This window comes from Lawsonibacter celer (assembly GCF_014281125.1).
GTDB classification, from domain to species: Bacteria; Bacillota; Clostridia; order Oscillospirales; family Oscillospiraceae; genus Lawsonibacter_B; species Lawsonibacter_B celer.
In genome coordinates this window covers 30902-56401 of the sequence record NZ_JACOEA010000001.1, presented here as the reverse complement: position 1 = coordinate 56401, position 25500 = coordinate 30902, and the positions used below count along the sequence as shown (strand labels likewise).

General features: G+C 56.3%; 24 protein-coding genes, 1 tRNA gene, 1 other RNA gene, 1 pseudogene and 1 other annotated feature. Of the genes and pseudogenes, 9 read left to right on the top strand and 18 right to left on the bottom strand.

Features of this window, described 5'->3' with window-relative positions; genetic code table 11:
- Positions 1 to 11: 11 nt before the first annotated feature.
- Positions 12 to 233 (bottom strand): hypothetical protein, encoded by a 222-nt coding sequence (locus H9Q75_RS00260; RefSeq protein WP_341480870.1) that lies wholly within the window; start codon positions 231 to 233, stop codon positions 12 to 14.
- Positions 234 to 340: 107 nt separating this feature from the next.
- Here H9Q75_RS00260 and H9Q75_RS00255 point away from each other — a divergent pair, with 107 nt between their 5' ends.
- From H9Q75_RS00255 to H9Q75_RS00240, 4 genes are all read left to right on the top strand, one after another.
- Positions 341 to 874: a gamma carbonic anhydrase family protein gene (locus H9Q75_RS00255; RefSeq protein ID WP_186564172.1), complete on the top strand. Its 534-nt coding sequence runs from the start codon at positions 341 to 343 to the stop codon at positions 872 to 874.
- Positions 871 to 1710: a DUF2238 domain-containing protein gene (locus H9Q75_RS00250; RefSeq protein WP_186564171.1), complete on the top strand. Its 840-nt coding sequence runs from the start codon at positions 871 to 873 to the stop codon at positions 1708 to 1710. Before H9Q75_RS00255 ends, H9Q75_RS00250 begins: the two co-directional genes overlap by 4 nt.
- Positions 1711 to 1779: 69 nt before the next feature.
- Positions 1780 to 1965, top strand: coding sequence for a DUF1540 domain-containing protein (locus tag H9Q75_RS00245; protein ID WP_186564170.1), 186 nt, complete (start codon positions 1780 to 1782; stop codon positions 1963 to 1965).
- A 291-nt stretch (positions 1966 to 2256) separates the two neighbouring features.
- Positions 2257 to 3090, top strand: a complete 834-nt coding sequence (locus H9Q75_RS00240) for an SMR family transporter (RefSeq protein WP_186564169.1) — start codon at positions 2257 to 2259, stop codon at positions 3088 to 3090.
- Positions 3091 to 3138: 48 nt separating this feature from the next.
- Here the strand turns inward: H9Q75_RS00240 and H9Q75_RS00235 are convergent, their stop codons facing one another.
- The 6 genes from H9Q75_RS00235 to rsxC are packed head-to-tail and all read right to left on the bottom strand — an operon-like array spanning position 3139 to position 8279.
- A complete protein-coding gene (locus H9Q75_RS00235) occupies positions 3139 to 4035 on the bottom strand; it encodes an RnfABCDGE type electron transport complex subunit B (RefSeq protein WP_186564972.1) in 897 nt (298 codons plus the stop codon).
- A 25-nt stretch (positions 4036 to 4060) separates the two neighbouring features.
- Entirely contained in the window at positions 4061 to 4648 is a 588-nt protein-coding gene (locus tag H9Q75_RS00230) for an electron transport complex protein RnfA (RefSeq protein WP_186564168.1), read from the bottom strand.
- On the bottom strand, positions 4648 to 5301 hold the full coding sequence (gene rsxE, locus H9Q75_RS00225) for an electron transport complex subunit RsxE (RefSeq protein ID WP_186564167.1): 654 nt from the start codon (positions 5299 to 5301) through the stop codon (positions 4648 to 4650). Before rsxE ends, H9Q75_RS00230 begins: the two co-directional genes overlap by 1 nt.
- Before the next feature lie 13 nt (positions 5302 to 5314).
- Positions 5315 to 5875 carry an RnfABCDGE type electron transport complex subunit G gene (locus H9Q75_RS00220; protein ID WP_186564166.1) on the bottom strand — a complete coding sequence of 187 codons (561 nt, stop codon included), beginning with the start codon at positions 5873 to 5875 and terminating at the stop codon, positions 5315 to 5317.
- A gap of 2 nt (positions 5876 to 5877) precedes the next feature.
- The gene (locus tag H9Q75_RS00215; RefSeq protein WP_186564165.1) at positions 5878 to 6936 is read right to left on the bottom strand and encodes an RnfABCDGE type electron transport complex subunit D; all 1059 of its coding nucleotides are present in this window, start codon (positions 6934 to 6936) and stop codon (positions 5878 to 5880) included.
- Positions 6933 to 8279, bottom strand: coding sequence for an electron transport complex subunit RsxC (gene rsxC / locus H9Q75_RS00210; RefSeq protein ID WP_186564164.1), 1347 nt, complete (start codon positions 8277 to 8279; stop codon positions 6933 to 6935). Before rsxC ends, H9Q75_RS00215 begins: the two co-directional genes overlap by 4 nt.
- 373 nt (positions 8280 to 8652) lie before the next feature.
- Positions 8653 to 8869, top strand: a binding site (T-box leader).
- Between the two features lie 59 nt (positions 8870 to 8928).
- Between rsxC and ilvB the strand changes: the two genes are divergently transcribed.
- The 4 genes from ilvB (at position 8929) to H9Q75_RS00190 (ending at position 13773) form a co-directional block, all read left to right on the top strand.
- Positions 8929 to 10638, top strand: coding sequence for a biosynthetic-type acetolactate synthase large subunit (ilvB, locus tag H9Q75_RS00205; protein ID WP_186564163.1), 1710 nt, complete (start codon positions 8929 to 8931; stop codon positions 10636 to 10638).
- A gap of 12 nt (positions 10639 to 10650) precedes the next feature.
- Positions 10651 to 11211, top strand: a complete 561-nt coding sequence (gene ilvN, locus H9Q75_RS00200; RefSeq protein WP_423788622.1) for an acetolactate synthase small subunit — start codon at positions 10651 to 10653, stop codon at positions 11209 to 11211.
- A gap of 88 nt (positions 11212 to 11299) precedes the next feature.
- The gene (gene ilvC, locus H9Q75_RS00195) at positions 11300 to 12319 is read left to right on the top strand and encodes a ketol-acid reductoisomerase (RefSeq protein WP_186564162.1); all 1020 of its coding nucleotides are present in this window, start codon (positions 11300 to 11302) and stop codon (positions 12317 to 12319) included.
- Positions 12320 to 12417: 98 nt separating this feature from the next.
- Positions 12418 to 13773: an 8-oxoguanine deaminase gene (locus tag H9Q75_RS00190; protein ID WP_186564161.1), complete on the top strand. Its 1356-nt coding sequence runs from the start codon at positions 12418 to 12420 to the stop codon at positions 13771 to 13773.
- Positions 13774 to 13833: 60 nt separating this feature from the next.
- Here H9Q75_RS00190 and deoC read toward each other — a convergent pair whose 3' ends face one another.
- The 5 genes from deoC to ffs form a co-directional block, all read right to left on the bottom strand.
- Positions 13834 to 14490 carry a deoxyribose-phosphate aldolase gene (deoC, locus tag H9Q75_RS00185; protein WP_186564160.1) on the bottom strand — a complete coding sequence of 219 codons (657 nt, stop codon included), beginning with the start codon at positions 14488 to 14490 and terminating at the stop codon, positions 13834 to 13836.
- A gap of 14 nt (positions 14491 to 14504) precedes the next feature.
- Complete coding sequence (locus H9Q75_RS00180) at positions 14505 to 15632, bottom strand: DUF362 domain-containing protein (RefSeq protein ID WP_186564159.1); 1128 nt, start codon at positions 15630 to 15632, stop codon at positions 14505 to 14507.
- A 121-nt stretch (positions 15633 to 15753) separates the two neighbouring features.
- Positions 15754 to 16101, bottom strand: coding sequence for a YbaB/EbfC family nucleoid-associated protein (locus H9Q75_RS00175; RefSeq protein ID WP_186564158.1), 348 nt, complete (start codon positions 16099 to 16101; stop codon positions 15754 to 15756).
- Between the two features lie 13 nt (positions 16102 to 16114).
- Positions 16115 to 17821: a DNA polymerase III subunit gamma/tau gene (dnaX, locus tag H9Q75_RS00170; RefSeq protein ID WP_186564157.1), complete on the bottom strand. Its 1707-nt coding sequence runs from the start codon at positions 17819 to 17821 to the stop codon at positions 16115 to 16117.
- A gap of 117 nt (positions 17822 to 17938) precedes the next feature.
- Positions 17939 to 18203, bottom strand: an RNA gene (gene ffs, locus H9Q75_RS00165) — signal recognition particle sRNA large type.
- Between the two features lie 262 nt (positions 18204 to 18465).
- Between ffs and H9Q75_RS00160 the strand changes: the two genes are divergently transcribed.
- Positions 18466 to 18541: transfer RNA gene (locus H9Q75_RS00160), tRNA-Ala, on the top strand.
- A gap of 267 nt (positions 18542 to 18808) precedes the next feature.
- Here H9Q75_RS00160 and H9Q75_RS00155 read toward each other — a convergent pair.
- The 6 genes and pseudogenes from H9Q75_RS00155 to H9Q75_RS00130 form a co-directional block, all read right to left on the bottom strand.
- On the bottom strand, positions 18809 to 19249 hold the full coding sequence (locus tag H9Q75_RS00155; protein ID WP_186564156.1) for a recombinase zinc ribbon domain-containing protein: 441 nt from the start codon (positions 19247 to 19249) through the stop codon (positions 18809 to 18811).
- Positions 19250 to 19297: 48 nt separating this feature from the next.
- Positions 19298 to 19465: pseudogene (locus tag H9Q75_RS12920) on the bottom strand (recombinase family protein); the annotation flags it as partial.
- Between the two features lie 152 nt (positions 19466 to 19617).
- Complete coding sequence (locus tag H9Q75_RS12915) at positions 19618 to 19974, bottom strand: recombinase family protein (RefSeq protein WP_186564155.1); 357 nt, start codon at positions 19972 to 19974, stop codon at positions 19618 to 19620.
- A gap of 403 nt (positions 19975 to 20377) precedes the next feature.
- Positions 20378 to 21616, bottom strand: a complete 1239-nt coding sequence (locus H9Q75_RS00140; protein WP_186564154.1) for a peptidoglycan-binding protein — start codon at positions 21614 to 21616, stop codon at positions 20378 to 20380.
- Positions 21613 to 23370, bottom strand: a complete 1758-nt coding sequence (locus H9Q75_RS00135; protein WP_186564153.1) for a S8 family peptidase — start codon at positions 23368 to 23370, stop codon at positions 21613 to 21615. Before H9Q75_RS00135 ends, H9Q75_RS00140 begins: the two co-directional genes overlap by 4 nt.
- Entirely contained in the window at positions 23361 to 25079 is a 1719-nt protein-coding gene (locus H9Q75_RS00130) for a S8 family peptidase (RefSeq protein WP_186564152.1), read from the bottom strand. The genes H9Q75_RS00135 and H9Q75_RS00130 overlap by 10 nt, the downstream gene beginning before the upstream one ends.
- Positions 25080 to 25500 lie beyond the last annotated feature (421 nt).

Below are 25500 nucleotides of genomic sequence, written 5' to 3'. Positions count from 1 at the left end.
AAGCCCTCCCACTAGGCTCGCCGCAAATCGTTCAGGGTTTCGTTGATCTTTTTGGGCGGCACATAGGCTTGGGCAAAGGCCAGCACCTGTTCCAGCGTGACGGTGCGCGCCGCTCCCAGCAGGGGGTGCTTCATTACCATGGGAAATCTCTTCTGAAAGACTGCGCGCGCCCCGGGGTGGTCCATCAATTCTCCCACCGTAATCTTATTGTTTTTCAGATCCAAGGGTCTCACCTCCTCCCCTATCCTATGCGCGCTCGCCGGAAATTTGACTTGCCAGGTTACCCTGCTCCCGTTATAATGGGGAAAAGGTCCATTTTGGGAAGGGGCGCATTGACACTATGGTTCAAAACTATCTGGAGCACATTCCTCAACTGCACACTACGGCCCGCGTGGCGGAAACCGCCGCCGTGGTAGGCAAGGTCCATTTGGCCGCCGAATCCAGCATCTGGTATGGCGCGGTGCTGCGCGGCGACAGTGATGAAATCTATATCGGCGAGGGCTCCAACATTCAGGACAACGCCGTGTGTCACTGTGACAGAGGCCACCCGGTCCGCGTGGGCAGGGATGTGACCGTGGGCCACAGCGCTATTCTCCATGGCTGTACCATCGGCGACGGCTCGCTGATCGGCATGGGCGCAATTCTTCTGGATGGCTGTGTCATCGGTGCCGGCAGTATGGTCGCCGCTGGCGCGCTGGTCACCCACAACACGGTGATTCCAGATGGCAGTGTGGCCATGGGCGCCCCTGCCAAGGTGGTGCGTACTATCCGCCCCAATGAGCTGGAGGACCAGCGCGGCGCCGCCGCACATTATCGGGAGCGTGCGGCGGACCTGCTTCCGGCCCCGGGCACGGCGGAAAGAGAGTCTCAATGAGCCGCCGGCCACGCAGACACAGCGCAGGGGGTGGTTCTCTCAAGGAGCAGATCCGCAAAAATCCCCGTTTGGCCGCTGTCTATGTGATTCTCCGCGCCATTGTGATCCTGATTATGATCGCCCAGTTTTTCAATGGCAATTTTGAAAACTTCTTTCTATGCATTCTCACCCTGATTCTGTTCACCATCCCCAGCTTCATTGAGCGCAGGATCAAAATTGATGTGCCGGACACGCTGGAAGTCATTATCCTGCTGTTCATTTTTTCCGCCGAGATCTTGGGTGAAATCCGTGCCTACTACATTACCTTCCCCTATTGGGACACCATGCTTCACACCCTCAATGGCTTTCTCTGCGCCGCCATCGGCTTCTCCCTGGTGGACATTCTCAACCGGCACACCAAGGTCTCCACCTTTTCCCTCTCCCCTGCCTATATGGCTGTGGTGGCGTTCTGCTTCTCCATGACCGTGGGTGTGCTGTGGGAGTTCTTTGAATGTCTGATGGATCAGCTCTTCCTGCTGGACATGCAGAAGGACACGGTAGTGCACACCATCAGCTCCGTGATGCTGGACCCCACAGGCGGCAACCATCCCACCGCAATCCGCGGCATTACCGACGTGATTGTGGTCACTGCTGACGGCGCCCAGCAGTCCCTCGGCCTGGGCGGATATTTGGATGTCGGCATTCTCGACACCATGAAGGATCTGTTCGTCAACTTTATCGGCGCAGTGGTTTTCTCAATGATCGGCTATTTTTATGTCAAAGGCCGCGGGCAGGGCAAGTTCGCCAAGCGCTTTATCCCCCGGGTCATGGATGAGGAGAGGCCGCCGTCTCCCTGATCCTTCCTCACATATTTCCCCCACCGCGGCACATACTAGGATCGTCACCGCGAAAGGAGGAAATAAGTTATGAATCACAATGCTAATCCCAGTATCAAATGTTCGGTTGTCAGCTGCAGCCATCACTGCAATGACCAGGACTACTGCTCCCTGAATGAGATCAAGGTGGGCTGCTGCGATCCCAGCGTGACCAACTGCGCCTCTACCGAGTGCGCTTCCTTCGAGCTGGGCAAGAACGGCAACTGCTGCCGCTGATCCCTGGCTCTCTTATTCACTGAAAAAGACGGGCGCTATCCCTCAGCCATGGGATAGCGCCCGTCTTTTTTCTCTCTTCACAGCCCGCGCAGGGCGACTGCCGCTTGCCGCGACCGTTCCATCATGGTAAAATAGCCTCAGGCAGCTATTCTACTCTGATTTTAGTCCGCTTTGCTCCCGCCCCCTGGGCTGGACCGCAAAGGTTGGACCATGATGCCATACCAACCCCGCCGGAATGGCATCACCACATCGATTGCCCGAATGTTTGGTGTTCTTGGAGGTTGAGGGGTTATGATTTATCTGCTCCTGGCAATTCTTAGCAGCGCACTGATCTCCATCCTTATGAGGCTCAGCGGGGCGCATATCCGGAACAACCTCAGCCTGCTGGCGGTTAACTATGTGCTGTGCGCCCTCTTTGCCGCCCTGGAGGCCGCACCGGGCCTTCTCCCCCAGGGCAGCGGTTCGGGAGTCGCAATCGGACTTGGTGTCATGACCGGCATCTTTTATCTGGCCAGCTTTATCCTGTTTCAGTGGAACGTCTCCATTAACGGTGTGGTGTTCTCTGCCACATTTATGAAGCTGGGTGTGCTGGTCCCCACCGCCCTATCCGTTTTCCTGTTTCATGAGCTCCCCAGCGTACTCCAGGTGCTGGGCTTTATCGGGGCGCTGGCGGCCATTGTGCTCATCCAGTCCGACGGGGGTGAGGCCAAGGCCGCCAACCGGCCAGCGCTCATCCTGCTCCTGCTGGGCGGCGGTCTGTGCGACGCCACCCCAAAGATCTATGCCCAACTGGGGCCGCCGGCGTTGGAGCGTGCGTTTTTATTCTATGCGTTTCTCGTGGCCATGGTGTTGTGCATTGCACTGGTGCTTTGGAAAAAACAGCGGCTGGGCCGGGCCGAGCTGCTCTTTGGGCTGCTGATCAGCATCCCAAACTACTTTTCCGCCCGCTTTCTGCTCCTGGCAGTCAATCATGTGCCGGCCGTGGTGGCCTATCCCACCTACAGCGTGGGTACTATTGTTGTAGTCAGCATCGCCGGGCTTCTGTTTTTCCGGGAGCAGATTAGCCGGAGATGGTTTGCCGCTTTTGGACTGATCCTCGCCTCCCTAGTCCTCCTGAATCTCTGAGCCCTCCGATAAAAAAGACACGCACGCCGGTTGGCGTGCGTGTCTTTTTTACTCCTTACCCTCGGCGGAGGCCTCCGCTGAGGGGGTCTGGACCGCCGCCGCGGCGGGAGCGGCCGGCTTGGGCGCCGCAGGCTTGACCTCAGGCACCTTGCCGTCCACAGTGATCAGGTGGCGGGGACACTTCTGGGCACACAGGCCGCAGCCCACGCACTTATCGTAGTCGATGACCGCCAGGTTGTTCACCATGGTGATGGCTTCCTTGGGGCAGCTCTTGGCACACAGAGTACAGCCAATGCAGCCATTGTCGCACACCTTGCGGGTATCCACACCCTTGTCGTGGGAGGAGCAGGTGATGGCCACGTGGCGCTTGGTCTTATAGGGCACCAGGGAGATCAGATGCTTGGGGCACACGTCCACGCACTTGCCGCAGGACTTGCACTTGTCCTCATCCACCTTAGCCACGCCGTCCACCACATGGATGGCGTCAAAGGGGCAGGCCTTTTCGCAGGAACCCAGGCCCATGCAGCCGAAGGAACAGCCCAGCTCGCCACCGCCCGGCAGCAGCGCGGCCGCCTGGCAGTCGTGAATGCCCACGTACTCATACTTCTTGTAGTTCTGGCCGCAGCCGGTGCAGTGCACCTGGGCCAGCTTCTTCACCGATGCATCGGCAGTAACACCCATAATCTCACCGATCTGGGCGGCCACAGCCGCACCACCGGCGGCGCAGGCATTGACCGGGGCCTGGCCCTTGGCCACAGCCGCAGCATAGCCGGAGCAGCCGGGGAAACCGCAGCCGCCGCAGTTGGCCCCAGGCAGGCAGGCCAGAACGGCTTCCTCCTTGGGATCCACTTCAACGGCAAAAGCCTTGGCGGCAATGGCCAGGACCAGGCCGAACACGGCGCCCAGCACAGCCAGGACCACCACGGCCAAAATCACGATCGTAATAGGACTCATAATTCTTCCGCCCCCCTTAACCAAAGACCTTCAGGCCGGAGAAGCCCATGAAGGCGAGCGCAACCAGGCCCGCGGCCATCAGGGCGATGGGGAAGCCCTCCCAGGCCTTGGGGCACTCGGAGAACTCCAGGCGCTCCCGGATGCTGGCGAAGATTACAATCACCAACAGGAAGCCCAGGCCGCCGGTAACGCCGTACACCACGCTGGTGATGAAGTCATAGCTGTTCTGGGTGTTCTGCAGCACCACGCCCAGCACGGCGCAGTTGGTGGTGATCAGAGGCAGGTACACGCCCAGGGCCTCGTAAAGGGAGGGCATGGATTTCTTCATAAACATCTCGATGAACTGCACCAGGGCCGCGATGACTAGGATGAAGGTTACAGTCTGCATGAAACCCAGGTTGAAGTGGAGCAGCAGCAGGTTGATGGGCCAGCAGATGGCGGAGGCCAGCCCCATAACAAAGGTCACGGCGATGCCCATGCCGGAGGCCGTCTCCACCTTCTTGGAAACGCCCATGAAGGGGCAGATGCCCAGGAACTGCGCCACGATGAAGTTATTCACCAGGATGGCACCCAGGGCCACGGTAAACAGATTTGCGAAATCCATTACTTGGCCACCTCCTCTTTACCAGCCGCTTCCTGCTTGGCTTTCGACTTGTTGAGCATATACTGCATGGCGGCGATCACACAGGCCAAGGTCAGGAAGCCGCCCACGGGCAGGATCATACCCAGAGCGGGGATACCCTCGGGGAGGATACGAATCCCCTCTCCCCCGTTGAGGATGCCGCCGCCAAAGGTGCCGTTGCCCAGGAACTCACGGACCACACACATGATCACAAGGATCACGGTGTAGCCGATGCCCTGGAAGATACCGTCCAGCGCGGAGGCCAGGATGCCGTTCTTGGAGGCAAAGGACTCGGCGCGGCCCAGGATAATGCAGTTCACCACGATCAGGGGGATGAACAGGCCCAGGCTGGAGGACAGGTCGGGCAGGAACGCCTGGAGCGCCAGGTCCACCACCGTCACGAAGCCGGCAATGACCACGATGTAGCAGGCGATGCGGATGTTGTTGGGGATGATCCTGCGCAGCAGGGAGATAAAGATGTTGGCCAAAGTCAGAATCACCAGCACAGACAGGCCCATACCGATGCCGTTGAACAGCGTGGTGGTGATGGCCATGGTAGAGCACATGCCCAGCAGCTGTACGGTAACAGGGTTCTGGTGAATCAGGCCGTCCATAAATTGCTTTTTCACATTCATTTCAGTACCCTCCTCAGCCCATGCTCTCGGCAGCGGCCAAGGCGTTGGTGACGGCCTCGGACACGCCGCGGGAGGTGATGGTGGCGCCGGTCAGGGCGTCGATCTCGCCGCCGTCCTTAGCCACCTGGACAGTGCCGGACTTGCCCACAAACTGAGCACGGAAGTAATCCTTGCTGGCGTTTGCTCCCAGACCCGAGGTCTCACCGCTGCTGACGATGGAGATGCCGGAGCAGGCGCCGTCGGCGTCCACGCCCACCATTACAGTCAGGTTGCCGCTGAAAGAGGTGGAGGGCTTCACCTGCACCACCCAGCCTGCATCACCGGCGCTGTAGATATCTTGGATTGTGGGGTCGCCGCCAGCATATCTGTCTGTCATTTTCTCATAATTGTCCGCGGGCAGCACGGCCGCCATGGCATTATTGATGACTTTCTGCTTGTTCTCCTTGATATAGGGCTCGGTGATCATATTGGTCAGGCCCAGCACCAGGGCGACCACCGCGCTGATGGCAAAGAGCACCAGCACCAGCTGAGCCATACCCGCCTCTTTTTTCTTGGCAATTGCACTCTCGCTCATGCTTAGCCCTCCTTTCCGGCCTTTTTGGCCGCCTTCTGCGCCTGGCGCATCTCCTTGGTAACGCCGTAGCGGTTGGGCTTGCCGGCTTTGTCAATGAGCCATACACAGCAGTTCATAATCAGGATGGCATAGGACACACCCTCGGGGTAACCGCCGAAGTAGCGGATGAACACCGTCAGCAGGCCGCAGCCCACGCCGTAGATGACCTCACCCTTAGCCGTCACCGGGCTGGTGACGTAGTCGGTGGCCATGAAGAAGGCGCCCAGCATCAGTCCGCCGCCCAGCAGTTCATAGAGCATCCAGGTCAGGTTGCCGTTGCCGCCGCGGGGGAAGATAAAGGTCAGCACCGCCACGGTGGCGATAAAGGACACGGGAATGCGCAGACGGATCACACCGCGCCAAATCAGGTAGATGCCGCCGATGATGAGCATAATAGCGGAGATCTCGCCGATGGTGCCGCCGATGTTGCCCACCAGCATGTCAGTGAGGCTGGCATCAGGCAGCAGGTGCTGAGCGTTATGCATGAAGTCCGCGGACAGTGGGGTGGCGCCGGTAAAGGCATCGATGTACTCCTGACCCACGCTCATGCCCAGGGGGGCCCAGTTGGACACGCCGGCCTTGGCCCAGGTGGTCATGTCCACCGGGTAGCACAGCATCAGGAAGGCGCGGGCCGCCAGGGCGGGGTTGAGGAAGTTCTTCCCCAGGCCGCCGAAGAGCTGCTTGACCACCACGATGGCGAAGAAGTCGCCGATGATGAGAATCCAGTAGGGCAGGGTAACCGGGCAGACAAAGGCCACCAGGATACCAGTGATCACAGCAGACAGGTCGCCGATGGTGTTGCTCTTCTTCATAATCTTGCGGTACGCCCACTCGAAGAACACGCTGCCGGCCACGGAAATCACCGTGGCGATCAGGGCGCGGGGGCCGAAGAAATAGATGGCGAAGCACAGGGCGGGCACCAGTGCAATGATCACATCCAGCATCAGATTGCGGGTGCCGATGGGGGACGCCACATGGGGCGAGGAAGCGACCTTCAGGTTCAGCTTGTTTCCTTCATTCATGCTTTTGCCGCCTCCTTTGCCGCTTTTTCCTTGGCCGCCAGCTGGCGCAGCTGGCCCTTCGTGTTGCGGAAGGACTGCACCAGATGCAGCCGGGCAGGACAGATATAGTTGCAGGAGCCGCACTCAATGCAGTCCATCACGTTGAGGGCCTCTGCCTCCTTCCACATGCCCTTTTCGGCGTACAGATGCATATACACCGGGGTTAGGTGCATGGGGCAGACGTTGACGCAGCGGGCGCAGCGCAGGCAGGTCTCCTCCTTCTCAACGGGTGCGGCCTCCTTCTTCGTCATGCACAGCACCGCGTTGGTGCCCTTGATGCAGCCCACCTCCAGGGTGAACTGGGCGATGCCCATCATGGGGCCGCCGGTGAGGATGCGGTCGGGGGTCTCTTTGAAGCCCTTACCCTCGTCAATGATATGCTGGAAGGAGGTGCCCAGGGGGACCAGCAGGTTCTTGGGCTCCTTAATGGCGTCGCCGGTGACGGTCAGAATCCGGTGGGTCAGGGGCTTGCCCTCCACTACCGCGTCGTACACGGCCGCAGCCGTGCCCACGTTGAACACCGCGCAGCCCACATGGGCGGGCAGTCCGCCGGGAGCCACCTCGCGGCCGGTGATGCGCTGGATCAGCTGCTTCTCAGCGCCCTGGGGGTAACGGGTGCGCAGGGACTCCACCTTCACGTCCCCCTTGCCGCCCACCAGCGCCTGCAGGTGCTCGATAGCGTCAGGCTTGTTGGCCTCCACGCCGATGGTGGCGCTCTGCAGTCCAAAGGCCTGCATCAGGATGCGCGCGCCGCCGATGACCCGCTCGCCCTGCTCCAGCATCAGCCGGTGGTCGGCGGTTATGTAGGGCTCGCACTCCGCGCCGTTGAGGATTAGCGTATCCACCTTACCGATACCGGAGCTGATCTTCACATGGGTGGGGAAGCCGGCGCCGCCCATGCCTGTGATGCCCGCCTCCTTGACAATCTCCACGATCTCCTCCGCGGACAGGCCGGAATAATCCGGATGGGGCGTCAGCTCGGAGGCAAAGGTATCCTGGAAATCGTTCTCAATCACGACGGACATAACCTTGCTTCCGCCGGGATAGGGCCGCGGCTCCACCGCCACAACCTTGCCGGACACAGACGCGTGCACAGGCGCGCCCAGACCGGCGATCTCCCCGATCTTCTGTCCCACTGCGACCTGGTCTCCCACGGCCACAACAGGCTTGCAGGGCGCGCCGATATGCATGGACATAGCGATCACGACCTGCTTGGGCTGGGTACTCAGCGGAACCACAGCCAGGCGGTTGGTTGCTTCCTTCCGGTCATTGGGATGCACGCCGCCATAAAAGGATTGCTTCATAGATCCACCTCGCAAATTTGGCCCACACACGGGCCATTTTTCAGAAGGGTAATGTTTGACCGGTATACCAAACAGTATCAATAATAACGCACATTTTGTGAATTGTCCATAGAAAATTCAGACTTTTCTCGCTTTTCAAGTCTTTTCCTAAACTCTTTAGTTTATTTATTTCTTTTTTTGTGTTTCTGGAGCCGAATTTATCTCCTTCAGGCCTGCATTTGTGTCCCAAAAACAGGTGTTCCGCCTGGAAAATCCTTGTGAAAAATATGGAAACTTCAAAAAAACGCCGGTTCGGATTGACAAACTTTGACGGGAACGCTATGATAACAGATAATAAAAAAAGCCTGCGGGGCCTTGGTTCCCCGCGGCGTGCAAAACAGCGATGAACGGGATAGTACGGGCAGTGCGCAAGCGCAGAGAGGAAGCGGCTGGTGTAAGCTTCTGTGAGACTGCTTCGGAAGGTCGCCCGGGAGCGGTCCGGCCGAATACAGGTAGGCCGGGACGGGTTTCCCTCCGTTACCGGGGCAACGAGTGCATGGGGCTTCCCATGAAATTAGGTGGTACCACGGAGTAGCGGCTTCGTCCTATCAGGGACGAAGCCGCTTTGCATCTCTTACGTCAAAACCGTCCAAAGGAGGTCTTGTTTCCCATGAGAATGAAAACCGCACAGATCCTGATGGAGTGCCTGCTGGAGCAGGGGGTGGACACGGTGTTCGGCTACCCCGGCGGCACCATTCTGAACGTCTATGACGAATTTGAGCTTCACGGATATAAGGACAAAATCCGCCATATCCTGACCGCCCATGAGCAGGGCGCCTCTCATGCCGCCGACGGCTACGCCCGCTCCACCGGCAAGGTAGGGGTGTGCTTCGCGACCTCCGGTCCGGGCGCCACTAACCTGACCACCGGCATCGCCACCGCCTATTACGACTCCTCTCCCGTGGTGTTCATCACCTGCAACGTCAGCGAGAACCTGATCGGCAAGGACTCCTTCCAGGAGGTGGACATCACCGGCATCTCCATGCCGATTACCAAATGCAACTATCTGGTGAAGGACCCCGCTCAGCTGGCCGACGTGGTGCGGGAGGCCTTTGCCATCGCCCGTTCCGGCCGGCCGGGTCCGGTGCTTATCGACATCGCCAAGAACGTCACCGCGGCCGAGGCGGACTACGAGTACCTACCCCTGTCTGAGCACGCCTCCCACGGCCGTTTGGGGGCCATGCTCCGCCGGGCCAGCCACGACCTAAAGACCCCCGAGCCCGACGCCGGCGACATCCAGACCCTGCTGGATATGATCGAGCAGGCCAGGATGCCCCTGGTGCTGGTGGGTGGCGGCGTGATCCGCTCCAAGGGCGCGGTGCCCGAATTCCGCCGCTTTGTGGAGACTCTCAACGCGCCGGTGGCCTCCACCATTATGGGGGGCGGCGCGCTGCCCGGGGACCACCCTCTGTTTACCGGTATGATCGGCATGCACGGCTCCCACGCCTCCAACTATGCGGTGGACCAGTGTGACCTGCTCATCGCCGTCGGCTGCCGCTTTTCCGACCGGGTGGCCACGGACCCCTCCACCTTTGCCAAGGGCGCCAAGATCGTACATATCGACATCGACCGGGCGGAGATCGACAAGAACGTGCGCACCGACCACCACATCATCGGTGACGCCCGCCGGGTGCTGGAGCTACTCAACGAGAAGCTCCCTGCCCACGACTACCCCACCTGGAAGGAGTGGGTCTTCTCCCACCAGGAGGCGCCCCTCAAGAAGGATGACATTCTGCACCCCCACGAAATTTTGGAAACCATTCAGGATGTGACGGACGGAGACGCCATCGTCGTCACCGACGTGGGCCAGCACCAGATGTGGTCCGCCCAGTACTACCACTTCTCCCGCCCCGGGCAGTTCATCACCTCCGGCGGCTTCGGCACCATGGGCTTCGGCCTGGGGGCCGCCATGGGGGCCGCGGTGGGCAACCCCGGCAAGGTGGTGGTCCACTGCACTGGGGACGGCTGCTTCCGCATGAACTGCCATGAGCTGTGCACCGAGGAGTTCTACCACATCCCGGTCATCACCATTATCTTCAACAACAAGACCCTGGGCATGGTGCGCCAGTGGCAGAATCTGATCTACCAAAAGCGCTTCTCCCAGACCGACCTGGACCGGGGCCCGGACTTTGTGCGCTTGGCCGAAGCCTACGGCGTCCACGGCGCCCGGGCCGTCAGTCAGCAGGAGTTCGAACAGGTCTTCCGCCAGGCAGTCCAGTCCGGCGAGCCCTGGGTGATCGAATGCGCCATTGACAAGGACGCCATGGTTCACCCCATGGTCTCCGCCGGTACGCCGGTCACCGACTTCATTTTGGATTAAGGGGGCGACGACATGACTGATATGAATAATGTGACCCGCCACACCCTCTCTGTCCTGGTGGAAAACGCCGCCGGCGTCCTCTCCCAGGTCTCCCGGCTCTTCTCCCGAAAGGGGTACAACATCGAGTCCTTGGCGGTGGGCACCACCGACGACCCGGATGTCTCCCGCATCACCATTGAGGTGCTCTGCGATGGTCCGATGATCGATCAGATTATGAACCAGCTGCGCAAGCAGTTCTCCGTCTACTCCGTGCAGGAACTCAAGCCGGAGCGCTCCATCCGCCGTGAGCTGGTCATGTTCAAGGTAAAGGCCGAGACCCATGACATCCGCAACGAGGTGATTCAGATCGCCAATATCTTCCGCGCCTCCATCATCGATGTGTCCCTCAAATCCCTCACCCTGGCCCTCATCGGTGACGAGACCAAGGCCGACGCCATGCAGAAGCTGCTGGAGGCCTTCGGTATCCTGGAGCTGGTGCGCACCGGCATGGTGGCCCTGGAGCGGGGCGCTTACACCATTGGCGATGAGACCAAGGAGAAGCAGGAGTTCAATTTGGGCAAAAACTTCCTATAATTGTATCGCGCTTATCATTCTTTTCCACCTGCATGTGTTACCATTAGGGCAAAGGAAGATCACTTATATTTAAAAGGAGTGTTTTACCATGGCAAAGATGTATTATGAAAAGGACTGTGAACTGTCCTACCTGAACGGCAAAAAGATCGCCATCATTGGCTACGGCTCCCAGGGCCACGCCCACGCGCTGAATCTGAAGGATTCCGGCTGCGAGGTGTGCGTGGGCCTGCGCGAGGGCTCCAAGAACTGGGCGGTTGCCGAGAAGGCCGGCCTGCAGGTAAAGAGCGTGCCCGAGGCCGCCAAGTGGGGCGACATCGTAATGCTCCTGATCAACGACGAGGCCCAGGCCGAGGTCTACAAGCGCGATATCGCCCCCTATATGACCGAGGGCAAGGCCCTGGCCTTTGCCCACGGCTTCAACATCCGTTACCAGCAGATCGTGCCCCCCAAGGGGGTGGACGTGTTCATGGCCGCCCCCAAGGGTCCCGGCCATACCGTGCGCTCCCAGTACGTGGCCGGCAAGGGCGTACCCTGCCTGGTGGCCGTGGAGCAGGACGCCACCGGTCACGCCTACCAGATCGCCCTGGCCTACATTGCCGGTATTGGCGGCGCCCGCGCCGGCGTGATGGAGACCACCTTCCACGATGAGACCGAGACCGATCTGTTCGGCGAGCAGGCCGTGCTGTGCGGCGGCGTGGTAGACCTGATGCGCTGCGGTTTCGAGACTCTGGTGGAGGCCGGCTACGAGCCCGAGAACGCCTATTTTGAGTGCATCCACGAGATGAAGCTCATCATCGACCTGATCAACAAGGGCGGCGTGGGCATGATGAACTACTCCATCTCCGACACCGCCGAGTTCGGCGAATACGTCTCCGGCCCCCGCGTGCTGCCCTATGAGGAGACCAAAAAGAACATGCGCAAGGTGCTGGACGACATTCAGGACGGCACCTTCGCCGGCAAGTGGATTGCCGAGAACAAAAATGGACGCACCTTCTTCAACTCCAAGCGGGCCAACCTGGCCAAGCACCAGATGGAGATCGTGGGCGCCGAGCTGCGCAAGAACATGATCTGGGGCGGCGACTCTGACCCCGACACCGCCTCCAACTAAATCCGCAGTCCAAAGCGCCGGAGAGTAATACTCCCCGGCGCTTTCTTTTTGTCCGCCGCTGTGATATGATAGCGTCAGATTGAAAGGAGGCGTCCGCCATGTCCACCCTGCTGATCAAGAACGCCCGGTATATTATTTCCTGTGACGACCGGGACACCCTGTATGAGCGCTGCAACCTCTTCATCCGGGACAATGCCATCGAGTACATCGGCCCCGCCGACCGGCAGGCCGACCAGGTCATCGACGCCTCCCGCATGGCAGTCTACCCGGGCCTGATCAACACCCACCACCACCTGTACCAGATCTTTTCCCGCAACCTGCCCGAGGTGCAGCGGATGGAGCTCTTCCCCTGGCTGGTCACCCTGTATGAGGTGTGGAAAGGCCTGGACGAGGAGGTGATCTCCCTCTCCTCCCAGGTGGGCATGGGCGAGCTGCTGAAAAATGGCTGCACCACCTGCTTCGACCATCACTATGTCTTCCCCGCCCATGCCGGGGATCTGCTCGCCGCCCAGTTCCGGGCCGCCGAGACCCTTGGGATGCGTTTCCACGCCTCCCGGGGCTCCATGGACCTGTCCCAGAAGGACGGCGGCCTGCCCCCGGACAGCGTGGTGCAGACCATCGACGAGATCATGGAAGACTCCCAGCGGCTGGTGCGTGTATGGCACGACCCGGACCGCTTCTCCATGCGGCAGGTAGCTCTGGCCCCCTGCTCCCCCTTCTCGGTTTCCGGCGAGCTGCTGCGGGAGAGCGCCAAGCTGGCCCGCGCCCTGGGGGTGCGGCTGCACACCCATGTGGCGGAAACGAAGGACGAGGAGCAGTTCACTCTGGAGAAATTCGGTCTGCGGCCCCTGGCCTATCTGGACCGCCTGGGCTGGACCGGTCCGGACGTGTGGTACGCCCACGGCATCCACTTCAACGACGAGGAGCTGCGCCGCCTGGCGGTCACCGGCACCGGCGTGGCCCACTGCCCCATCTCCAATATGAAACTCTCCTCCGGCGTGTGCCGCCTGCCAGAGCTTCTGGAGCTGGGGGTCCCCGTGGGGCTGGCGGTGGACGGCTCTGCCTCCAACGACGGCTCCAACCTCCTGGAGGAGCTGCGGGTGGCCTACCTGCTCCACCGGCTGCAAAACAGCAAAACCGCCCCCACCGGCTACGATCTGCTGAAGGTGGCCACCCGGGGCTCGGCCCGGCTGCTGGGCCGAACGGACATCGGCTATCTGGCCGCAGGCATGGCCGCCGACCTGTTCCTGGTGGACCTGGACCGCATCGAGCTGGCGGGTGCCCAATTTGACCCCATGTCCCTGCTGGGCACGGTCGGGCTCAAGGGTCCTGTGGATTACACCATTGTCAACGGACGCCCGGTGGTCCAGCAGGGGCAGCTGGTCACGGTGGATGAGGCCGCCCTTTCCGCACATGCCAACGAGTGTGCCCGCCGCTACCTGGGCCGCATCTGATCGCCGTGTCAAAATCCGAGGGCGCTCCTTCTCGTGAGAAGGAGCGCCCTCGTGCCCGCTTTATGCTTCTTTGCCCCTGACCAGCTTTACAATGGCGGAGGTACCCAGGCGGTCGGCCCCCTGGTCCAAAAACGCCTGTGCATCCTCCAGCGTGCGGATGCCGCCGGCGGCCTTGATTTTCACATTCACGCCGATATGCTCCTTGAATAAGGCCACATCCGCCAAAGTCGCGCCTCCGGTGGAAAAACCGGTGGAGGTCTTGATATAGTCCGCTCCAGCTTCGGTCACCAGCTGACAGAGCTTGATCTTCTCCTCCTCCGTCAGCAGGCAGGTCTCCACAATCACTTTGAGAATCCGCCCCTGGCAGGAGGCCTTTACCGTCCTGAGCTCCTCCAAGATCTGCGGCCAAAGTGCATCCTTTACCCAGCCGAGGTTGATCACCATGTCGATCTCGTCCGCCCCATTGCGGATGGCGTCCTCGGTCTCAAATACCTTCACCTGTGTGGTGGAGTAGCCGTTGGGAAAGCCGATCACCGTACAGATTTTCAGACGGTTACCCACATGCTCCGCCGCCCGGCGCACATAGGCGGCCGGAATGCACACCGAGGCGCAGCCGTATTTCAGCCCATCGTCGCACACCTGGCGAATCTGCTCCCAGGTGGCCTCCGGCTTAAGCAGCGTGTGGTCGCAGTGCGACAGAATTTCATTGATTTGCATCTCTATCCCGCCTTTCAGCCAACGGTGACCAGCTCATAGCTGCGCTGGCCGATACCGATCTTTTCACAGTGGGCCTGACATAGCCGCCAATCCGTGCTGGGCGTGGTGTTGGTGAAGTGGTCCTTGTGGTCCACAAAACCGGGGGCGCGCATATGCTCCGCCAGCAGCGAACCAGGCATAGGCTTCTGTTTCAGGCAGGCATCCACGCAGGCTTGGTCCAAGGCCACCGGGTCAAAGGAGGCGAACATGCCCACATCCGGCAGGATGGGCGCGTCGTTCTCCGCATGGCAGTCGCAGTAGGGAGAGATATCCTGCACCAGGCTGATATGGAAGCAGGGCCGCCCGGCCACCACCGCCTTGGCGTACTCCGCCATGCGGCAGGCCAACTCCTCCGCCGCACAGTCGTAGTCGGGATAGATGGCATTGGCATTGCAGACCGCGATACAGCGGCCGCAGCCCACGCACTTGTTCCAGTCAATAGAGGCCTTGTGCTCCTCCTGGAAGGAAAATGCGCCGTGGGCACACTGTGTAGCACACCGGCGACAGCCCACACATCGCTTCTGGCTCACCTTGGGCTTGCCCGCCGCGTGCTGCTCCATCTTGCCCCGTCGGCTGCCGCAGCCCATTCCAATGTTCTTGATCGCCCCGCCGAAGCCGGTCTGCTCATGGCCCTTGAAGTGGCTCAGGGAGATAAATACGTCGGCCTCCATAATGGCCTTGCCGATCTTGGCGGTCTGGATGTGCTCGGCCCCCTCCACCGGCACCTCCACATCGTCACTGCCCCGCAGGCCGTCGCCGATGATAATCTGGCAGCCTGTGGACAGAGGGGAAAAGCCGTTCTCATAGGCCGCGTCCAGGTGCTCCAGGGCATTTTTCCGGCGGCCCACATACAGGGTGTTGCAGTCGGTCAGGAAGGGCATCCCGCCCAGGCTTTTCACCACATCAGCCACGGTCTTGGCATAGTTGGGCCGCAGAAAGGCCAGATTGCCCGGCTCCCCGAAGTGCATTTTGATTGCCGTCATTTTATTCTGAAAATCGATTTCCCCAATGCCAGCCGTCCGAATCAGCCGCTCCAGTTTGTTGAGCTGATTGGTACCCGGCTTGCACCGGAAATCGGTAAAATAGACCTTGGACGCTTCCATAACGGATATTCCTCCCAGCAAAAGTTTCTTTCAGCTTATTTTATAATGAAATCGCTTGGGACGCAAGTATCTGCATCGCAAAAAGCGGACGGAGATCTCCGTCCGCTTTTTGACCTGCGTTTCAGAAAGGCAGGTTTAATCCGCCGGTCAGCTGGCCCATGGTGGCGGCGGAATCGCTGTCCACCGCCCTCAGCGCCTCGTTGACCGCAGCCATAATCATGTCCTGGAGCATCTCCACATCCTCCGGGTCCACCGCGTCCGGGTCAATGGTCAGGGCAGTCAGCTCCCGTTTACCGGTGACGGTGGCGCTTACTGCGCCGCCCCCCGCCTGGGCGGTGTACTCCTTGGCCTCCAACTCCGCCTGCTTCTTCATCATGTCCTGCTGCATCTTCTGGACCTGCTTCATCATGTTCATATTCATGCCGCCGCCCATGCCGCCTATACCACGGCTGTTGAACCCCTTTGCCATCGCGCTTTCTCCTTTATTCCTTAATGATGATATTGTCAAATTGCTGCCCGAAGGCCAGCAGATCGTCCAAATGGTCGTGGCTGTCCGGTGCGGCGGCGGGCACCGCAAAAGCCGGCGCTTTCCCCACTGTCACCACACATCGCACCGCGCTTCCGGTCAAAGCGGAGGCCTCTCGCTCCACTACCTCCAGGACGCTGCGCTTGCCCACCATATTTTTTACAAAGTCGGATTCCACCCACAGGGTAAGCACGCCGTCCTCCAGCCTCCCCTGGACCATGGCGGCGTTGTTGAGGAAGGTATACTCCCCCATCGGCACCCGCCCCTTCAGCCCGGCGATCAGCCCCGGCCAGAGGTCGGCGGCCGGAGCGGGCGCAGACGCCGGCACTGCGGCCGCCTTCGGCGCGGCGGGCGCGTCACAGACCACAGGGCCCCCCGGCTCTTCCGGCAGGGGCGGCCGCTCCTCCCAGGGCGGGGAATCAGACGCCGGCGGTCTGGAGACCGGATTGCCCCCCTGGGGCACAGCGGCCGCGGGCTTTGGGGCTGGCGACGGGGGAACGGCGCAGACGGTGGGAATCCCTCCCGCCAGCAGGCTCTCCAGCTTGGCCACGCGGGCACTCAGCCCCGCCGCGCTCTCATCCAGGCGCTCATCACACAGGCGGATGAGGCACAGCTCCGCGTCCGTGCGGCGGTTGGTGCTGCGGGCCAGATCCACTGCCGTGGCCTGCAGCCGCCCCAGCATCTGTACCAGCCTCTGGGTGGAAAAGGCGTTGGAGAGCCTGCGCATGGTGTTTTCATCATAGCCGCCGGTGAGCAGCCCCGCGCCCCCCTGGGGGGCCGTCTTGCGCACCAGCAGGTCCCGGGCGAGAGCGGACAACTCGCCCAGCAGGCTGCCCACGTCCTTTCCCGCGCTGTACAGGCGGGCGAGGGTGGCCAGCGCGGCGGCGGTATCCCCTCCGCCGACCTGTTCCATGAGCCTGGCGGTCTCCAGATTGCCCGCCAGGCCCAGGGCGTCCAGCACCTGCTGCTCGCCGATCTCCCCGCCGGGTCCGGCGCACTGGTCCAGCAGAGACAGGGCGTCCCGCATGCCGCCGTCCGCCAGGCGGGCCAGCAGGGCCGCGCCCTCCCCCGTCAGGCCGAGCCCTTCCCGCTCCGCCACGTAGCTCAGCCGGGCGGCGATTTCCCCGGGCAGGATACGCTTGAAGGAAAACTGCTGACAGCGGGACTTGATGGTGGCGGGCACCTTGTGCAGCTCCGTGGTGGCCAAGATAAACATCAGGTGGGCCGGGGGCTCCTCCAGGATCTTCAGCAGGGCGTTGAAGGCGGCGGTGGAGAGCATGTGGACCTCGTCCACAATGTACACCCGCTTTTTTACCGCCGCGGGGGTGTAGACCGCCTCGTCCCGCAGGGCGCGCACCTGGTCCACACCGTTGTTGGAGGCGGCGTCCAGCTCCAGCACGTCCAGGATGGAGCCGTTTTCAATGCCCAGACAGGAGGGACAGGAATTGCAGGGATTGCCGTCCACCGGGTGCTCGCAGTTGACCGCCCGGGAGAGGATTTTGGCGCAGGTGGTCTTGCCCGTGCCCCGCGTACCGGTAAAGAGGTAGGCGTGGCTCAGCCGGCCGGAGGCCACCTGGCGCTTGAGCGTATCCGTAATATGGGCCTGCCCCACCACATCGTCGAAGGTGCGGGGCCGCCATTTGCGGTAGAGGGCCTGATACAAGGCTGTCACCTCAATCCTAAAGCATGGGTTTTGAAAAAGAGAGGGGCGACGATGCGGAAGGCCGCGTCGCTTCGCCCCTCTTATTTTGCCAGCCGACGCGCCCGGCGCGTGGCAAGACCGCACACCGGCCTTTGAACGCTCTGCTCTGTCCGTTACCCCGGCAGCCGGCTCAGGAGCGGGATTCCCGCGGCACACAGCGCGTTCCGCTTAGTGCTGCTCGGTTCCCCGCCTGACACGGTTCACGGTGCCCCGTTGCGCGGGACCGATCCATCATCACTGCTTACCAGGGGCAGACAACACAACAAAGTACCGGGGGCCGGAGTTCATCCCTGCTGTAGCGGATTGCAGGTACAGGGCACCGCTATCTCCCCGACTAGTGCGGCCTTGCCGCGGGCCGGGCTTCCGATCCCGTTCCGCGAGAAAGCTGGTACTGAATATCATACATCATTTCTTTGCGTTTAGCAATAACACTTTTCATCTTTTTCAAAAAAGGTCTTTACAAGTCTCTAAATTATGCTATAATGTCAGGGTGCAAATGGTGCACGGGGGCGTAGCTCAGCTGGGAGAGCCAGCGCGACATAACACGGGCCCAGCAGCAAACCGCACAAATAAACCAGGAAAAAATATACAAAACAACCAAATATGGGCCTATAGCTCAGCTGGGAGAGCGTACGGTTCGCATCCGTAAGGTCGTCGGTTCGATCCCGATTAGGTCCACCAGAAAAAGCCGTGAAATTATAAGTTTCACGGCTTTTTTGCAAAAATGGTGGGCCTGCAGCTCAGCCGTTTCTGCCCTGTTTTTCGTACCAGCCCCCGCTCCGTTCGCATCCCCTATTCAGGACATCAGAAACGATCATTATTTTTGTCCTCCGCCCCTCGAAAAAAGCCGAAAAGATCTGGAAATGAATGATTCCCATCCAAGCATATTGTACAAGACGGTTCGCATTCCCTTTGTGCAGTGCTTCCAGTATCTACGCTGAAATCACCTCAGCGGCATATGGCCTGATTTAGAAAATCTCCATTTCCTCCTGGAACAACAACCCCGATATGATCATAAGAAAAGATATTCATCCGCTCAATCCACTGGCACAAAATCATCTTCCGAATTGAAAATTCCGCTTCCATCGCTTTGTCGTACAGCTTTTGCAGTTCAGGATGGGTATCCACATGACTTTTCAACTGACGCAGCACTTCTTTGTCGATCCGCTCCACTCGATAAGTGCTCTGTGCAGAGCATCGCTCACGGTGCTGAACCCGGTTGTAGCATTTATAGACGGGGATTTTCTCATTGTGCTCCATCACTCGATGGGTTCTTCGCACAGTTGACGCAAATATCCTTCCTTCACAGCAGCCGCAGTAAACATTTCTCGATAACAGCGCTTTTCCCACCAGCTTTTTGGGAAACTGCCCTTGCTTTCTCTTCTCCATTACTTGCTGTGCCTTCTGAAATGTTTCCGGTAAGATGATCTGCAATTCCGAGTTGAGCTGTGAACGAACCCCTCCTCTGCACATGACTCCGGTGAACAACTCTCTGTGCAGAAATGCGTTAATAGAGCCTGGATGGAACACTTCACCATTACGGCCATAGATACCCTGTGCTGCAAGCTCTGTCGCAATTCTTCGCCCGCCATATCCGTATCGGATGTAGTAGTCGAAGACTATACGGATGACCTCTGCTTCACCAGGTTCGATTGCAGGTCATGTACATCGTGTCCCATGGGATTGACCCGCCCTGTTTTGATGAGCTGATAGCCATACGGAGGGTGTCCTCCACAGAAGAGTCCTTCGCTGGTAAGCTACTGCATCTGGGTCTTGGTCCGTTCGGAAATTTTCAAACTTTCACCGGAAGCCTGCCAATAGCGAATGTAATTGATCAGCTTGTCAGCATGGCTCCCAAATCTCTGCTGTCCCTCGCGGGCACTCCAAATCTCAATTCCCAGCATGGAGAGATCATCTACAAAAAACGGAGTCTCCGAATCCCGTCGTCCCAATCGGTCAAACATAAAGACAAGAAGGATGTCAAACTCACGTTGTTTGGCATCCTTCTTGATTTGCTGTAGAGCTCTGCGGTCTGCCGTGGGTGACTTGAATCCGGAGATTCCCTTCTCGTAAAACTCTTCTTCCAGCCTCGGACGGCCGCAAACTCCCGGCACGCCTGCCGCTGCATGGGGATGTCATCCTCATGCAACTGCTGGACAACAGACACCCGGTACAGGCAATAGACTCGATTCATTGTACAATCCTCCTTTGGATAGAATTAAGGAGATTATACAATGACACCGGAGAGCAAAAAATTAGCAATACCAGGATTCCAGCAACTCACGAACTTCTTCGGAATGGACTCTCTCGTTCCAGCATTCTATCTCCCGCTCAATGCGTCGCTTTTATTTTAAATACTTTATGCCAGATACAAGAGGAAGGAGAGAACACAAATAATTAATTCGTTCCTGCATATACGGAATCATACTGCCGCTTCCTCCCCAATGAGAAGGCTCCAAGGGTAGTTGTTTGAAAATGTCTGGATCAGCTCGGTAGGGCAGAGCATTGTTTCTATTATTATGCTAGTTTGCTAATCGCTACAAAAATATTTGATATACTATACCATGTTGGGAAATTTACTTCTCCTGTCTCGGGAAGATCAAATATTTGTTGGAATGTGCGGACCGCCTCGGCTGTACTGGCTCCGTAAACCCCATCAACTACTACCTTTTTTATCAAAGGATAATTGTTGGAAATGGCATTTAATTGCTGTTGTATTGTCTTTACCGCATCGCCTGTTGAACCGGTTTTAAGAACATTTGTAAAGGATAACGGGATTCCCTCCACCTTTTTAGCCTGTTTCAAGACAATATCGGAGCCGTAATAGGTTTTCAGTATTTGTAAAGCATTCAACCCCTGATCTGCCAGCTCTTTAGAGCCCCACTGACTGAGCCAACCTGCCCGTTTTACGCGTTTGCCATCACAGTATTGCGTGAACAGCGGTTGAACCAAATCGGGCCTTGAAATATAGGTTGTAAATATTTCATCAACAACCTCGGAAATTTCGTCAAAAATGTTTCTGCCGAAGGAAAAAGCCTGATCAAACGCCGTTGAGTTTGTTATGGTAAATCCGTATCCCTTTCCCCGATACCACTCTGTGTAAACACGACTCAGGGTAAACGACAGAATCGCAAACACATTCGCTTTAATTGCTTCACGCGGCCAAGTGGAATAAATTTCACAACTGGCCACGTTTTTTATATAATCCTTAAACCCTACCGTATAGTTATTTGCCGATGAATCCTCTGGTCGCCCTTCATGTACTGTTATCAAACTCGGCACAACCGGCTCCGGCAGGACAATCTGCCCGGTCGGTAACGGCAACTTTTTTACCTCCGATTCAGGAATTTTAGGCGGATATGTCCCCCATAAAGTGGGATATGGAATGTCGATGTCGTTGTAGCTTGGTAGCAGAAAAACATTCTGGATTGCAGTTTGTTCCGGGAAAAGCTGAACATTGCTGATATATGCTGACTGATAGTCCTGGTAGATTACCTGTACATCATATTGATTAAAGGGTCTGGGTAAACCATATTGCAGGGAGTACTCAATCGGAGGCGTGATCAGTGCAATATTTTTCACCTGCCCCTGCGCATCAGTTTGAGATTCGCTAACGATCGATTTTGTATCCGAATTTAAAACACGAACAGTTGCCCCTTGCATTGGACTTCCAACACCCTGCAAAAAAGTATTCACTTGCAGATAGCCAAGGCCTCCGCTTGTATTGAAATCCATAAGCGTATTACCATTACTCATGGCAAAAAATCACCTTCTTCAATCATTATATTATAATCCAATGCAGACTCTTTGATCACCTCAAAGGTACCGTATAGATTAACCTTTCCGAAGCCCCATTGTATATTTGGATATGCTAAGTTTCTTTCTCGTTGACACCCACTAATCAAATAACTTCTAATGAGATCTGAATCCATTGCCGGTTTATTTCCGTTGACAATCCCCCACTCGAACAGCAATGCGGTAATGCCTGCCGTTATGGCAGCTGCTACACTGGTTCCTGTCATTGTTCCATAACCTGTAGGATAAATCCCTTTTACATCTACTCCGGGAGCAACAAAATCCGGTGCAATCCGTAATAACCTGGTGGGCCCCCATGATGAGGATACAAGTAGGCTCTGATCCTTGCTGTTATATGCACCACATTTAATGGCGCGTAAAGCTGTAGAGGGAATTACAGTCGTATACTCAGGTGTCGGTCTCAAAAATTCAACAGCGGGACTGATCTGCCCGGTTATCGGAAGCCATGCCCAATATTCGCCGTTGATAATCAGATCACCGTATAGAATAATATTCCAGATTCCCTGAGTGGCATTTTTGAACGAAACAATTACATTATTGTTGTTATCTCGAAAGTATCGAAGGGTGATTCTGGTATTTTCCAAAACAAGCTGATTGCTGAATTCGAGCCCCGATTGAAACGACACTCTGGATACTGCTTCGCCGGTGGGGGATGTGACTCCTGCCGATATTTTATCATATCCTGGGCTGTGAATAATGACTGTAAACGATGCCCCTTGCTCCCCCACCTTGATGCTGATTCGGTCTGCGGCTCTTGTTGCAGGTATTCTCCCTTGGGTATGGTGTTTCGCATTGGCTTCGTTTCCGACTGCTGTGACAAAGGCATATCCCACTCGCTGGGATACGAAGCTGATATACTCCTCGATCAATGAGTTGCCGTCATGTGCGCCATCGTTTGTCCCCATTCCGATACACATAACAATCGGCATATTGAATTTATCCGACATATCAAGAATATATTTCATTCCAAGCATATAATCGGTAGATTCATACAGATTGGGGTTGTCATTTGTAACCAGATAACGATCTATCAAATACTGACTGGCTTTTTTCAGTTTGACAATGAGTAAATATGCTTTGGGTGCCGCACCAATATATTCGCCTGGTTCATTACTTGCCGCCACAGAGGCCAAAAACGTTCCGTGACCATCCTCATCAACCGACGGCACAATGCTGTAGGGATCTGAAGAGCGATTGGCGTTATCAATATCGTCACTTGTATATGTGGAGCCAAAGTATAAATCATCCTGTCTTTTTCCATCAACGGTTTGATCCCAAATTCCCAAGATTTTTGTAGAGCCGTCTTCAAACTTAAAGGCATCTTTTCGATAATCAATTCCCGTATCCACAATGCCAATGATAACACCCCGACCAGACAAATTTAAAAATGGCTGATTAAGAACCTGCGTAATTCCGGATGCATCATTACCCTGACTATCTGTAGGTGACATAATTCGAGGCAAAAAATATAAAAAGTCACCACCCAGGTCATTCACCAGCTGTGTTACATAAGCTTGATTGATATAGCCTACAATATATCTGTTTTCAAATTCCGTTCCAAGACGTATGTAGGGACGACTCCTGGCAAATATTTTAAATCTTTCCGTATTGAGAACTTGAAAATCTACTGTGGTAGGCAATTTTACAAACTCTGAAAGCGGAAGATTCAGTTCGTCATCTATATTTAAAGCCATTGATGATCTCCTCCCCGTTTGTATCGTTCCAAATAACTCATTGTATTACTCAAACATAATGTACCGTAGCCAAACGAGGCATTTGGATAATCCTGATTCTGTCTGCGGTTAGCACCCAGACGTAAAAAAGCTTTCAGCCGTTCACCGTATAGGAAAGGATCATTTTTCAAAACAATTCCCCACTGCATCATTAACGCTGCCGAGCCGGTAACAAACGGCGCTGCCATGCTCGTGCCTGTATAGGCATCATAGCCGCCGCCGTTCTTCGGTGCTAAAATAGAAACAGCCGGGGCTGCCACATCCGGCCTGGGTTCTGCCTCCTCTGCGCTCCCAATTCCAGAGAATTCAGCAATACTTCCAATCCGATCGTTGTAACCTGCGACTTTGATTACCTTCCTGGCTGTAGACGGTATCGTCATGGTCATTGTTTCAATCGGTTGAGTAAAACGAGTACTGGAAGTAACCTCTTCCACCGTCGGCAGCCAGATTTCAACTTTTCCGTTTACAATCGAAGCCGTAACAAAACGCAATTTCCAAAGCCCGGAGGGAATACTTCCGTTAGCAGATTGAATGTTAAAACTAATTTCCTGTCTAACAGAATAATGACTCGGCTGTCTATAAATAACAGTCATGACAGAATTACCAACCCGAATATTCCGAATTTGGTTTTCCAAACTGATGATTCCCGAGGAGAAGCCGTCGGGATAAACCATCTCCACTGAGAATATGTCGGCAAAATCTTTCCAAACGGAAAGGAAACATTTACTGATTTCGTTTGCAACAAAAAATTCAACAGTTTTTACACTGTCAGAACGCAATTTTGTCGAATAATGATGTCCGGCTGCAGCCTCGTTGCCTGTTGGTACAACAATGGATGTTTTCCATTCGCTGCTGATATCTGAAATATAGGTTTCAAATAAGGAATCCCCACGGTGAGAACCGTCATTCATGCCGAAGCTAATATTAATCACGACTGGCTGATTGAGTTGACGGGATTTTTCAATGACATATTTTATTGCGCGCATTAATTCTGTTGTACGGGCAAAAGGACGAAACCCTCTTTGACCAATTTTAACAACTATCAGATCTGACTCAGGAGCAACTCCAATGTTATCAGGATTCTCACTTCCGTTTCCTGCCGCGATCCCGGCAACTGCTGTACCGTGACCTCCGGTATCTATGCTCGGAACCACGGAGTATGGATCCAATGATTGTATCGCCTGATCAATCTGTTCGTTCGAATATTCAGAACCGCCCGAAAAACCATCCGGCGGTGTTCCTGCCACTGTCTGATCCCATAAGTATAATATCCGGCTTTTTCCATCTGCTTTTCGGAAGTCGGGGTGCATATAGTCAATCCCATAGTCAATAACCGATACAATGACTCCTTTACCTGTTAAGCCATAACTGTTTGTGCTTTGAACAGTACGGATACAGGAGGAGGTAAGGTTGTATAAACCTTCAATGTATAGATTCTTTGGGATTTCAATGCTTTCAATTTGCGGATAGGAGTATAACCGCCCGATCTTATTCGGACTTAATGTAATAATGGCATATCCTTTCAGCAAAATTTCCACTTGGGCATCCAAGTCCTGTCTGACAAATTGAATATCGCCGCTGAATTTTACAATTACCTCTGTTAAATCGTTCTGCATAAAATCATTATCAGCACCTTCGAAAAATGTAGGCATAAATTGTGCGTGCAGCAAATGTCCTTGGTTTCGTTAAAAACCGGTCACGTTGATTCCTCCGAACACTAATCCTATTTGGCACCAGGAATTAGTAATATGCATAGATCCGGGATATTGGAATGCGTTGATATATCCATTGACTTTGGATTAAAGCATATCCATCCACGCATCCGTCACGAACCGAGTTAATATGAAACCAAAGCCCTTTTTTGTTTCTCAGCCATATAAATACGATTGTTTTTGAAAGATTTCTTAAATCGTTTAACGCAATTCCAGATAAACAACAATCCGGACTGGGTTTGAAATTTAATAATAGTTTATGAGTACGCGATGCAGCGTATGACTTAATCATGTTGGTCTCCTTCAGTTCTGCACATGAAAAACTCAATGATAAGGGTGCGGATATACGCTCTCTCCTTAATTATTTGTATGCCGTTCT

Excerpts from the sequence above, each read along its gene's own strand:
- rsxC (WP_186564164.1), bottom strand. The coding sequence starts at position 8,279 with ATGAAGCAATCCTTTTATGGCGGCGTGCATCCCAATGACCGGAAGGAA.
- H9Q75_RS00135 (WP_186564153.1), bottom strand. The coding sequence starts at position 23,370 with ATGGCTTTAAATATAGATGACGAACTGAATCTTCCGCTTTCAGAGTTT.
- H9Q75_RS00245 (WP_186564170.1), top strand. The coding sequence starts at position 1,780 with ATGAATCACAATGCTAATCCCAGTATCAAATGTTCGGTTGTCAGCTGC.
- H9Q75_RS00190 (WP_186564161.1), top strand. The coding sequence starts at position 12,418 with ATGTCCACCCTGCTGATCAAGAACGCCCGGTATATTATTTCCTGTGAC.
- rsxE (WP_186564167.1), bottom strand. The coding sequence starts at position 5,301 with ATGAATGTGAAAAAGCAATTTATGGACGGCCTGATTCACCAGAACCCT.
- H9Q75_RS00255 (WP_186564172.1), top strand. The coding sequence starts at position 341 with ATGGTTCAAAACTATCTGGAGCACATTCCTCAACTGCACACTACGGCC.
- H9Q75_RS00175 (WP_186564158.1), bottom strand. The coding sequence starts at position 16,101 with ATGGCAAAGGGGTTCAACAGCCGTGGTATAGGCGGCATGGGCGGCGGC.
- H9Q75_RS00155 (WP_186564156.1), bottom strand. The coding sequence starts at position 19,249 with ATGGAGAAGAGAAAGCAAGGGCAGTTTCCCAAAAAGCTGGTGGGAAAA.
- H9Q75_RS00140 (WP_186564154.1), bottom strand. The coding sequence starts at position 21,616 with ATGAGTAATGGTAATACGCTTATGGATTTCAATACAAGCGGAGGCCTT.
- H9Q75_RS00220 (WP_186564166.1), bottom strand. The coding sequence starts at position 5,875 with ATGAGCGAGAGTGCAATTGCCAAGAAAAAAGAGGCGGGTATGGCTCAG.
- ilvN (WP_423788622.1), top strand. The coding sequence starts at position 10,651 with ATGACTGATATGAATAATGTGACCCGCCACACCCTCTCTGTCCTGGTG.
- H9Q75_RS00230 (WP_186564168.1), bottom strand. The coding sequence starts at position 4,648 with ATGGATTTCGCAAATCTGTTTACCGTGGCCCTGGGTGCCATCCTGGTG.
- H9Q75_RS00250 (WP_186564171.1), top strand. The coding sequence starts at position 871 with ATGAGCCGCCGGCCACGCAGACACAGCGCAGGGGGTGGTTCTCTCAAG.
- ilvC (WP_186564162.1), top strand. The coding sequence starts at position 11,300 with ATGGCAAAGATGTATTATGAAAAGGACTGTGAACTGTCCTACCTGAAC.
- H9Q75_RS00215 (WP_186564165.1), bottom strand. The coding sequence starts at position 6,936 with ATGAATGAAGGAAACAAGCTGAACCTGAAGGTCGCTTCCTCGCCCCAT.
- ilvB (WP_186564163.1), top strand. The coding sequence starts at position 8,929 with ATGAGAATGAAAACCGCACAGATCCTGATGGAGTGCCTGCTGGAGCAG.
- deoC (WP_186564160.1), bottom strand. The coding sequence starts at position 14,490 with ATGCAAATCAATGAAATTCTGTCGCACTGCGACCACACGCTGCTTAAG.
- H9Q75_RS00180 (WP_186564159.1), bottom strand. The coding sequence starts at position 15,632 with ATGGAAGCGTCCAAGGTCTATTTTACCGATTTCCGGTGCAAGCCGGGT.
- H9Q75_RS00240 (WP_186564169.1), top strand. The coding sequence starts at position 2,257 with ATGATTTATCTGCTCCTGGCAATTCTTAGCAGCGCACTGATCTCCATC.